The organism is Parabacteroides sp. HGS0025, assembly GCF_000969845.1.
In the GTDB taxonomy this organism is placed as follows: domain Bacteria; phylum Bacteroidota; class Bacteroidia; order Bacteroidales; family Tannerellaceae; genus Parabacteroides; species Parabacteroides gordonii.
This window is the reverse complement of the sequence record NZ_KQ033902.1, coordinates 2,622,324-2,634,204: the sequence shown is the minus strand read 5'-3', so window position 1 is coordinate 2,634,204 and position 11,881 is coordinate 2,622,324. Positions and strand designations below refer to the sequence as shown.

Annotated in this window: 8 protein-coding genes; 1 reads left to right on the top strand and 7 read right to left on the bottom strand. The window is 44.8% G+C overall.

Going from position 1 to position 11,881, the window contains the following annotated elements:
- Window positions 1-64: 64 nt before the first annotated feature.
- Entirely contained in the window at window positions 65-2,581 is a 2,517-nt protein-coding gene (locus HMPREF1212_RS10290) for a beta-N-acetylglucosaminidase domain-containing protein (RefSeq protein WP_046149295.1), read from the top strand.
- 57 nt (window positions 2,582-2,638) lie between these two features.
- On the opposite strand, the gene HMPREF1212_RS10285 is transcribed toward HMPREF1212_RS10290, so the two are convergent.
- From HMPREF1212_RS10285 to HMPREF1212_RS10255, 7 genes are all read right to left on the bottom strand, one after another.
- Window positions 2,639-3,901 carry a DUF4934 domain-containing protein gene (locus HMPREF1212_RS10285; protein WP_046149294.1) on the bottom strand — a complete coding sequence of 421 codons (1,263 nt, stop codon included), beginning with the start codon at window positions 3,899-3,901 and terminating at the stop codon, window positions 2,639-2,641.
- On the bottom strand, window positions 3,898-5,571 hold the full coding sequence (locus HMPREF1212_RS10280; protein WP_046149293.1) for a M56 family metallopeptidase: 1,674 nt from the start codon (window positions 5,569-5,571) through the stop codon (window positions 3,898-3,900). The genes HMPREF1212_RS10285 and HMPREF1212_RS10280 overlap by 4 nt, the downstream gene beginning before the upstream one ends.
- Before the next feature lie 4 nt (window positions 5,572-5,575).
- Complete coding sequence (locus HMPREF1212_RS10275; RefSeq protein WP_028729166.1) at window positions 5,576-5,941, bottom strand: BlaI/MecI/CopY family transcriptional regulator; 366 nt, start codon at window positions 5,939-5,941, stop codon at window positions 5,576-5,578.
- A gap of 408 nt (window positions 5,942-6,349) precedes the next feature.
- Window positions 6,350-8,791: a S9 family peptidase gene (locus HMPREF1212_RS10270; RefSeq protein WP_046149292.1), complete on the bottom strand. Its 2,442-nt coding sequence runs from the start codon at window positions 8,789-8,791 to the stop codon at window positions 6,350-6,352.
- 137 nt (window positions 8,792-8,928) lie between these two features.
- Entirely contained in the window at window positions 8,929-9,381 is a 453-nt protein-coding gene (locus tag HMPREF1212_RS10265; protein WP_028729164.1) for an ATPase, read from the bottom strand.
- Between the two features lie 55 nt (window positions 9,382-9,436).
- Window positions 9,437-11,257, bottom strand: a complete 1,821-nt coding sequence (locus tag HMPREF1212_RS10260; RefSeq protein ID WP_046149291.1) for a V-type ATP synthase subunit I — start codon at window positions 11,255-11,257, stop codon at window positions 9,437-9,439.
- Window positions 11,254-11,880, bottom strand: coding sequence for a V-type ATP synthase subunit D (locus tag HMPREF1212_RS10255; RefSeq protein WP_046149290.1), 627 nt, complete (start codon window positions 11,878-11,880; stop codon window positions 11,254-11,256). The genes HMPREF1212_RS10260 and HMPREF1212_RS10255 overlap by 4 nt, the downstream gene beginning before the upstream one ends.
- Window position 11,881 lies beyond the last annotated feature (1 nt).

The following is an 11,881-nucleotide window of genomic DNA, read 5'->3' as shown; positions in this document are numbered from 1 at the left end:
CCTTGTTTATTTACTGAATGTTAATAACTTTACCCTCATAATTAATTTATAAAACCGTTGATCTATGCAAAAACTATCTAATCTACTCATTTCCCTGTTACTATGTTGCCTACCGGGGATTAGCAATGCCCAGAGCCAGTATCCGGACTTATACCCGCAGCCGCAACATATTGTAATATCCAACCAGCAATATAAACCGGTCGGGGGATATACGTTACAGGGAATCAGCAATCCGGATGCAGATGCCGTCAAGTTGCTGAAAGAAACACTGCCTTTTGCCCAATCCGGCAAATCTTCTCCGCTGGAGATAAAGATGCTGAAAGCAAAAACACCCGAAATGGGACGTTCAGGAGCTTACATCCTCGATATCTCTAAAAAGAAAATCACCATTGAGATCGTAGATGGCCGCTCCTTGTTTTATGCCGCCCAGACACTGAAGCAACTGATCAGCTACAATGATGAAGGGAAACGGACACTCCCCCTTTGCACCGTCACCGATTATCCGGATGTTCTTCACCGAGGTACAGTGGAAGGTTTTTACGGTACTCCCTGGAGCCATGCCGACCGTATCGACCAATTGCGTTTCTACGGACAGTTTAAAATGAACACCTATATCTATGGCCCGAAAGACGATCCTTTCCACAGTGCCAACTGGCGCGAACCGTATCCCGCCGACCAGGCTAACCAGATCAAAGAACTGACAGCCGAAGCTGCCCGTAACAAAGTCGACTTCGTTTGGGCCATCCACCCGGGACAGGATATCAAATGGAATGTAACCGACAGCAACAACGTAATCACCAAGTTCGGACAGATGTACGACCTGGGCGTACGTGCCTTTGCCGTATTCTTCGACGACATTTCCGGTGAAGGAACAAACGCCGCCAAGCAGGCAGGACTGATGAACTTCATCCAAAAGGAATTCATTGAAAAGAAAAACGATATCCAACCGCTCATTATGTGCCCCACAGAATATAACCGTTCATGGGCCAAAACAGATTATCTCGATATTCTGGGAGAACAGTTGGATCAGGCCGTACAAATCATGTGGACAGGTAACCGTGTAGTAGACGATATCACACTCGAAGGTCTTGAATGGGTAAACAAACGCATCCAACGCCCCGCCTATATCTGGTGGAACTTCCCAGTGAGCGATTATTGCCGCGACCATCTGTTGATGGGACCTTCTTACGGCCTGGATACCCAGGCATCCAATGCCATGTCAGGTTTTGTTGCCAACCCGATGGAACGGGCGGAAGCATCGAAAGTAGCCTTATTCGGTGTTGCCATGTATAGCTGGAACATCCATAGCTATGATCCGCAGTTTGCCTGGGAAAAGGCCTGCGAATACCTGATGCCCAGAGCTGCTATTGCCTTTAAAACCTTCTGCGAGAATAACAGTGATCCGGGACCTAATGGCCATTTATACCGGCGGGAAGAATCAGCTCGTTACGAAAAGCAAGCGAACCGTTTCCTTACCAGCTATCGCAACGGCTCTTTCGGCGAAAGAGATGGCAACCAGCTGGGTGCCCTGTTCGCACAAATACAAGCAGCCCCTGAACTGATCTATAACCAGGGAGACAACAAGCGGCTGATCGAAGAGATCAACCCCTGGCTTATGCAGTTCGAACTGTTGGGTAGATGCGGAACAAATGCCTTGCGCATGGCTCATGCCTGGTATGAAAAAGATCGTCAGAATACCTGGCAACGTTTCCTGGAAGTGTCGGCCGTAATGGACAGCATGAAGCTCATCAACCGTACTTTCAATCAGAACCCGTACCAGAAAGGTGTAAAGGTCGGTACAAGAGTTCTTATGCCGCTTATCGAAGGGTTATACAGACAGACAAGCCGCAACCTGCTTTCTACAGCCGATATGCCGTCTAACGAGATCAGGGTCAGTACCGCTTCCGTCATCACCAATATCGACCAACTGAAAAACCAGCCCTGGTCGGAAGACGAGAATCTGATCGCATACGTTCCCATGCTTGAAGTGGTAAAGGTCGAACCTGACCAGTATCTCGGCCTGGGATGGGAAATACAGAGAGATGCCGAGTCTTTCACGTTCAATCTACCTCAGAGCAATGTGGAAGGACGCGTATTCGAATGGTCGGCAGACGGCAAAACATGGACTCCTCTTTCCGATATACCTGCAGACCGGACAAAATTCACTGTCACTACAATTCCTTTGAATGCTCATTTCGTCCGGATGCGTAATAACTCCGGCAAACAAATGGAACTGAAGGTGGCTTCTTTCTCCGTTAAGACCAAAGAAGCTCCGGAAATAAATGAAGCCCTGATGATGTACGACCTCAATCTGAGTACTTATAAAACACTGAAACCGGGTGAAAAGGTAGAAGTAAAGTGCGACGGTGTAGACAAGTATATCGAATTCTTCTTGTCCGGCAACAATGAGAGTATGGTTTCTATCTCCGGTATCAATAAAGACGGAGAAGACAATATGCTGTACTGCGGATATGTCGGTTACGTAAAACTGAATAAGATCTCATTTGAAGACATACAAACACTGACAATCACTCCGGTAGGCAAGACTCCGGTACAAATTCATCAGATCGTCAGGGAATAGATCATTTAAGCAAACAATAAAAAGAGCCGCAAGTGTCAATACTTACGGCTCTTTTATTTATTTCATTATTACAACTATCGGATTATCCTCTTCTCCTATTCGCTTCAATTCTTTTACCTGTTGCGGGATATCTTGATCATCCTCATGTTCGTCAAACCATTCTGCCACTTCTCCGGCCGGAAGTAAACCTATATATTCTCCGGCAGAAGAAACGGTCATCGGCCGTAAAGGCATGAAACTTGTAAGGTCATCTTTCATTCCGTCAGCATATAAACCGACCTTAACTTCTCCGGTCGATTTGGTAACAACAGCATCATGCAAAACAGCTCCATGAAACAGCTTCGTAATAAAACGAATGATCATCCGGTCTTTGCTTTCCAATATCTGTGTTATCAATGCGGCATTGTCCTTATTCTTCATATAGCGGTCGGAATACTCCCAATGGTACTTTCCTAAATCAATGATGCTTGAAGGAACAATGGTAGTATCTTTCACCTGATAGATCGTATCATTGTAGGCTTCCTTGAAGTAGAGATTCTCATTCTGACGCCATAGGCTCGTATTATCAGGGAAGGAAATACTTCCGGTTTCCGGTTCTTTATAATTAACGATAACTACCCCAGAGTACGCTGTCGGACCGAACAGTTTAATTCCTTCCTCATTTTTAATAACCGATATAGAAGCTATATTGGATGGATCAAACGGTTTATCATCGGCAGCAATTGTCTGAAACGATGTTATTGGTTCATTATTCTTAAAGAAGAGAAGTGCACTTCCGTTCGCTCCCAAAATTCCTTCTTTATGACCAACAAATATTTCATCGGTTAGATAGTTGTAGGATGCAGCCGCATACCCCTCTGCTTCAAATGGGATCTTAATTTTTTCTTTAAACAATCCTTCCTGGTCATAACAGACTAATTCATTGTTCCACCCCCAAAAATAGATATCTCCCGTTTCATTATTTCCCCAACAATATACACTGCTGTATCCTTCAGGGTCATTCCCTACATGTCCGACTTGCTTTATAAACTTGCCGGTCTTATCGAACATCAAGCATTGCTCTTGATTAGTTGAAATCAATATCTTATCTTTAATGAGCTGTACGCGAGGAGCTGTTCCTACCAGACAACTGTCATTCGTTTCCAACGCCACATAAGATACTTGTTTAAAACAGTCGGAAGCCTTCAATCCGGAAGGAGTGTCAAGAGCGACTCCTACAGGGATTACGGTTACTTCTCCATCCGCTGTTTTACTATCATTACACGCTGTTAGAAAAAGGCAGGCGGCAATTGCGGCCTGATATAAACAGGTCTTCATCATTTTATTTTCTTTGATGATGCATACTTGGTCGTAATCAGGATTACGCCGCTCCTACCCTCGTCTCCGTATAGCTTAACCGATGTTGCATCTTTCAATACACTTATCGACTCGATCGTATTCGGGTCGAGTCTTGACATTGCATCATCAGCCGCTTTTATACCATCTATAAAAACCAAGGGTTCTTCTTTAACTGAGACACTTACGGAATCCCTCTTCATCACCTTTATGTTCAAAGGATTGCCGGGATCACTCATCGAGCCAAAGCCTACCACGCGCACTTCATCCTTTTTCACTTTGCCGGATGCTATCCCTTCTTTTGTTACTACGGAAATAATTCCTTTCTTATTTTCAGCGTTATGCTTCTTCAATACCTCCAAGCTGTTCTCTTTCTTAATGACACCGAAGCTTTCGATATTTTCGGGTGAGATGCGGTCTAACTCGTCGTAGGTGGCGGTTTCGTTATCGATAAGAATCAAATACTGGGAAGTTTCCACCCGTTGCTTGCCTTTTCTCATTCTCTCTTCCGACGAGTGGGAGAAATCATCCAACTGCTTCTGCATGGCATCCTGCAAATCTCCCAAAGAAACCTTTTCTACAGGCTCCTTTACCTCCCGGACACTATCTGCTACTTTGGAGACCTTAGGGATTACTACAGCCACTTTCTCTACTGCCGGTTTCGGTGGAGACACTTTTTCCTCGCGGACAACTGCCGGTTCAACTTTTTTAGGCTCGACAACTTCCTTAACCGGAACAATTTCGCTAATTTTGGCACTTGAAATCTTTTCCAGTTCACGGGAGATTTCGGGACGGGCAAAAGCGACTACTGCAACAGCAGTCAATGGAAGTACATACAGGTACTTCAACCGTGCCCACGGACTTGATTTTTGTTTTAACATCATAGTAATTCGTTTTTTTAGTTTACTGTGATTAAAGCTGTTGGCCATAGAAGTGAAGCGCTGTGAACCAACAGCTTTTTTTATTAATAATAACTGATATTTCTTCGCTTCGACACCGTTACTGATAACATTCTCGTCCGCTTCGTATTCATGGATGTTCTGCAATTCCTGCTTCAACAACCAGACAGCCGGATTAAACCATTGAAGAACGACACAGATACTGCAAACCAGCATATCGATGGAATGACGGGCACGGATATGTGCCATCTCATGCGTCAGTATCTCCTCCCCGCCTTCCTCCATATCTTTCCGTGAAATGACAATATGCCCCATCCAACTAAACGGACTGATATTTTCGGCCGTTACGACTAGCTTTTTCCCGTCCGGGAGCAGTTGCTTCTCTCCTTTCCTTATCGTCCGGTATATCCATAAGGTAGAATAAAGAAAACGTCCGAAGAAGAAAAGGCAACCGACCAGATAAACGACAAACAGCAACGGCAGCCAGAAAGAGTCTCCTGTCTGTACTTCTACTTCCGTTTGCATCTGTGCCATTTGCAGAAGATATTCCAGGTTCTGCATCGGACGTTGCAAGGCAACAGGTTCTTCTGTCATAATACGTATAAAAGGTATAACGACAGACAGGATAATCACACTTAAAAGGGCAATACGGTTAAAGCGGTGAAACGTTTCGCGGCTTAACAACAGTCTGTAGAACAAGTAAAAGGTAGCCAGGCATACAGACGATTTAAGGATATAAACAAAGAAATCTCCCATAATTCTACTTTTTATTAGCTTGTTCCACTTCGTCAAGCAACTGCCGGAGTTCATTCACGGAGATCTCCTCCTCTTTGATCAGGGAAGATACGACACCAAGATAGGAGTTATTAAAATACTTGGCAATGACATTCTTCAATGTACCACTGCTATATTCCTCTTCGGTGACAGCGGCATAATACTGATAAGTATTACCAAATGTATTATGTGCCAGAAAACCTTTATCTTCCAGCCCGCGGACAATAGTAGAAAGCGTATTGAAATGAGGCTTGGGCTCCTCATAATATTCCAGCAATTGCTTAACAAACAAAGGGCCTTTCTCCCAGAAATACCCCATGATCTCTTCTTCTTTTGCAGTTAGTCGTTTCATAATTCCGATTGTTTGCAACAAAGTAACTAAAACTTTTAGTTTCTGAACTAAACTAATTAGTTAATAAACTAAAAGGTCTCGTTATTCTTTATATTCATCTTTTTATATCTCATTTTTCTCTATTTATGTTCCATTCTTGCTGCTAAATACCTACAGTTTCAAATAATTTTTATATTTGAATCCTCAATAAGATATTGAGAATCATTTTCTCCAAGATGTACGCTCAAAAATTAAACTAGATTTGATTTTTAACACCAATACACCTTAACCCTTTTCTGTTATTTCATCCGTGAGGAGTTAAATAACGAATGTCTATTTATGTAACAAGAGGGTTCCACATCAGATGCGGAACCCTCTTAAATATTTACCCAAACAAAACATAGTCTAATCAGACCATCCTTTGTAAAATTACCGTTGTGGTATATCCACCGACTTATCCGATTTTCCCAGCAGATGTTCTGAGAAATAATCGACCATACGCCAGTAGAAGTATTCGTCCATATCACCGAAGCCGTGGCGTTGCTGTGGTAACAGCAGCATATCGAAACGTTTGTTAGCACGGATCAGGCCGTCTACCACACGCATCGTGTTACCCGGATGGACGTTGTTGTCGATATCACCGTGAACCAGCAACAGATGGCCTTTCAGCTGTTTGGCCAGTTCGGGGTTGCTCTTGATGCTATATGTAAAGGTCGTATCGCCTTTTTCCGATACCACTTCTTTTACACCATGATGCGTTTCACTCCACCAACGGTTATAAATCTTGTTGTCATGGTTTCCGGCACAGGATACAGCCACCTTGAAGAAATCAGGATATTGCATAATAGCCGCCGTCGACATAAAGCCGCCGCCCGAATGTCCGTGAATACCGACACGATGGATATCGATGAACTTATATTTATCAGCCAGCTGGATAATAGCCGCTTTCTGGTCAGCCAGTCCGTAATCACGCAGATTACCGTATCCGAAGTTATGATACCATTTCGAACGGCTCGGATGACCACCACGGTTACCGACCGATACTACAATAAAACCAGCCTGAGCCAGACGGTCAGTGCGGACACTCATGCGAGTAAACGGATAACGGGTTGCTTCTACCTGCGGGCCGGGATAAACGTAATCGATAATAGGATATACTTTCGTCGAGTCGAAATCGAACGGTTTATACATCACGCCATACAGATCGGTCACCCCATCCTGTGCTTTTACCTTAAACGGTTCCGGGAACTGATAACCGGCAGCAAACAGTTGTGAGAAGTCGCTTTCCTCCAGTTCCATCACCTTCCGGCCGGTATTGTCCAGCAAGTCTGTTTTCGGTACGGTGTTGATACGGGAGTAGTTGTGGACAATAAACTGGGCATCATCATCTATCCGGACATCGTGGAAGTAATCACCGGTAGAAACCATTTGCAGGCCGCTACCGTCGAGGTTGGCGCGATAAAGATGTTCGTAATAAGGGTTTTCGTCTTTTTCTCTTCCGTTGGCAAGGAAATAAACAACGCGTTTGGCTTCGTCCACCTTCACGATCTGGTCTACATGCCAGGGGCCGGAAGTGATACGGTTCTTCAGATTGCCTTTATCATCATAGAGATAGAGGTGCGCCCAACCGTCGCGTTCGCTCCAATGGATCAGCTCTTTGCCATTGTTAACGGCGGCCAGCGGACGGACTTCGATATAAGTATTCATACGTTCTTCGATGATCGGGCGGATAGAATCTTCACCGATAGTATAAGTACAGATGTCGATCCGGTGCAGGTCGCGGCTGGAACGGGTCACGAAGAAACGGTTATTGTCGCCCAGCCAGATACTCGGCAGTTCTTTCATATCGCGCTGTTTCTGCAGGCGGGGCTGATAAGCCATACGGATAGTCTGGTCTTTAAAAGCCCAGGTATCGATCTCCTTGTACGAGTCGTTGCTCATATCGAACAGATACAGGTGGCTGATCGGTGCTTCCTTCTCGCCCGGCATCTGATATTTATAAGTTTCCAGTGTAGGACGAGGAGTTGCCATCGCATTGATCACCCACAAGTCTTTTACTTCGCGACTATCGGAGATTGAAACGGCGAAATGGCGGGAGTCGGGCGACCATAGCAGGTAGCCGGGACTCTTTCTCTTACCGTTGCATAATGTATCTGTATTCAGAATACTGTACGGCTGGCCGAAACCGAAGTCTTTTACACCGGTTGTAGTCAGCTGTATTTCGGTCACTGTACTGTCTTTATCGTCTTTCTTTAGTTTTTCGTAATCTTCGCGCGACATACGGTACAGGTTCAGGTCTTTGGCATAGACAACGGTTTTGCCATCCGGGGAGATGGAAGCCCAGTCGGGATATTCCGTATCCTTCTTTTTATCTGCCAAATGAGTCAATTTACGTGTCGGGTAATCGTAGGAGAAGTAAAAGACCTCCTTTTTTGTTTTGTTATCCTTATCCGTAGTGTCTTTCTTTGCATCCTGCGAGGAAGTCACCTGGAAAGTAAAAGTACGCCCGTCCTCACCCGCTTCCAACTTCTGGATCGGCAATTGTTGGGCGATATAAGGATCTTTTACGATTTCCGTCAGTTCAGCTGCCAGCTTATCCTGATCGAACAAAGGACGTTTTGATTTAGCTGAAGGATTAACTACATACCAGACATTTCCGTTACCGGTCTTGTATTCATACCAGAAGCAGTTGCCGGCCTTAAACCAATGCGGATCCACCGAAGTAGAGAACAGCATAGTCGGTAATTTGTCCCCGGCAAAGCGTTGAGCTTGTGTATAGCCCGGCAGCGGATCTGACGCTGAATTTGTTTGCGCACTTGCACCAAAACAAAGAAGAAGTCCTGACGCCAATAAGAGTAGATGTTTTTTCATGTTCTATAAATTATGTTATATTGCTTGCTTTCATACAAAAGTATATAAATATTTTGTTTCTCAAATGAAAGAATAAAAAATCCCCTGCTCTATCGGCTGATAAAGCAGGGGATTAAGATATTGTTAACTACTTACTATTATACCGGAAGAGTACCACCGATCAGGATGACAACCAGCAAAGCGAGGATTGCATACAATTCGGGGAATACGGCCATTACCATTGTTGCACCGAAAACGTTATGACCGGCACCAACGCCAGCGATACCATTCGCACAGACTTCTGCCTGGCGGATAGAAGAAAGCAAACCTGCAAATCCTAATACCAGACCGGCACCGAATACGGCTGTTGCATTCAACATCGTGATGTCTGCAACCAGGAATTTCTGCATCATGAAATAACCTACGAATCCGTACAAACCCTGTGAAGAAGGCAACGCACTTAATGCGATGTAAGTACCCAGTGCATCCGGGTTCTTCTTCATTGCTCCTACTACTGCGTTACCGCAGATTGTTACACCATAACTACTGCCGATAAAGGTTAAACCTGTCATCAACGCAATACCTAGATAAGCTAATAAAATTGGTTCCATAATGAAATTTGTTTGTTTAATTATTCTTTTGTTATTATTTTAAATCACGTTTTGTTTATGCTTTCTTAAAAGGTTCGTACGCCTTACCGCCGCCTTCAAACTCTGCATTCTTATAATACTCTACGAAGATCAGACGAAGCGGGTGAACCAGCGAACTGATGGTACACAGACCGATGTTGATCGCATGGCCGACCAAAAGGATCAGCAACATACAAATCACACGCAATACGATGTTCATTCCTTCTGTCATATCCACAGCCAGCGAGTTGAACACGCCACCCAGGATTGCACCGGTCAAACCGATCGCGAACAGACGGATATAAGACAAAGTATCACCCAACAGTCCGGAAGCCATATTGTAAGTATTCCACAGACCTGTACCGAAGTTCAGGAAGATATTCTTGCCCGGCGTATTGTAAAGGAAAGCAACCAGCAATCCAAGCCCGGCGATTACAAGGAATACATTTTTCACCATTTCGGGCAGTTGTACATCCAGCATCGGCAAGCCGAATACAAGACACAACGCCAGGATAATAAATACCCATGCCAACGGTGCAATACCATATTTCTTTCCTTTCTGCGACATGATCTTCAGCGCAGCGATCGTCTTTCCGAAGAGGATCTGCACCAATCCGATTATGATAGAGAACGTCATCAGGTTGTCGCTCGATACAAAGTAGTCTTTTACCGAAGCAAAAGCAGGTATGTCGACCAAAGCGATACCGAAGAACGAACCTGTACACGTACCGACGATCAGCGCCGCCAATCCGAGATACTGGAACAGACTCAGGAACGGCTTGAAGTCCGGATTGACTTTCCGTTTCAGGATCGTACAGGCTATCATTACCAGTAACCCGTATCCGCCGTCACCGAAACAAAGTCCGAAGAACAGCATAAAGAACGGGGCAAAGAATGGTGTCGGGTCGAACTCGCCGTAGTTAGGCAAAGAGAACATCCGGGTGATCGGTTCGTATAGCTTGGCAAACTTTCCGTTCTTCAACAGGATAGGCACCTTGTCGCCTTCTTCTATCTCCTGCGCCTGGTAGAAATAATTATCCTTTTCCAGCGCTTCTTCCATTGCCCGGGCTTTCTCGGTCGGAACCCAGCCTTCCAGCAACATCAGCTTTTCCCCTGCCTGACGGTCTGTCTGCACCAATACATTCGACAGGTTGAACTCATTTTGCAGGTTCTTATCGAACAGGTCGAGGGTATTATAATCAGTTGCCGCCAGTTTTTTCATTTCAGCATCCAACGCTTTCATTTCCTGCAGCAACAGATCGAGACGCGCATTCAGTTTCTGCAAACCTCTGTCCGGCATCTTCGGACGCTCCGCATCTATATCGATATGTGTACCTTCCTTTGTTATTGTAACAAAATAAGTTACCGACTGGAAGTTATTGATCAACACAGCATTATACTCGTCTCCCCATTTCGGTTCATACTTAGCGGTCGGACAAGTCCAGAACGTGATATCATATCCAGCCTTCTTCAAACGATTGAAGTTAGCCCAACTGAAATCACCCCAGATCTCCATATAGGCAATATCCTTTTCAAGAGATGCCTTAACAGACTGGAGCTGCACTTTCTTATCCTGCAATCCTTCTATTTTCTGTACCAGCTTCATTCCGGCTTTCTTGTCCAGTTCACGGGCAGGTGCCAACAGAACATCTTTCGACTGACTATTTAGGTTCTTAAAGAAACGCATTAACAGATTGACACGCTTCCGTATAGCCAGAATATCCTGAAGTTCCGCATTATCGAGAATAGACTTGTTTTCCTTCACGTGCACAACACCCAGTTCGCGCAGTTGTGCCAGAAACGTATCATATTCCCTATGATATACCATAAAGGCATATTTGCTCATCTTTACTATCATACGCCAGCCTCCTCTTTATGTTCTTCTTTCGCTTTACGCTTTTCCTGGTTAGCCCGCATGATCTTCTGTGACGACTTGGAGAGGCTCTCTTCGTCCTCCATAAACCGTTTCACTTTCCGGATCGCATCTTTATAGCCGGGGATCTGTACCTTCTCAAAAAGGTTCACTTTCTGAGTAGTCTTTTTCCTGGCATGCTCCAACAACTCCAGCTTCATTCCCGAAAACTCGGCTTCTATCCCGGTACGTGCCAACTTCTTCAGCAGCTCGACACCATCGGTAAACCAGGCAGGGGAATTAAAGAGACTGTAATGTCCGATCTCGAAGACAATATCATCGAGGACGGGAACGATTACACCGGCAATCTTCTTTGTGGAAAGCGTTACATCCTTCACTGCGATCAGTTCGGGAGAAAACTCGTTCCATAAAGCCACCATGTTCTCGTAGCTTTGTATCTCCTGTTCCAGCTGAAGTTCCAATTTCGTCACTTCATCCTTGGTACGCTTCACTTCGATACGCAACGCACTTTCCTTGCTCTTGATCGTAGGCAGGGAACGCTCGCGCATCTTCAGTTGCTTTTCCAGTTGCTGAAGAGAGGTTTTATTATATTGAAACTTTATTGCCATA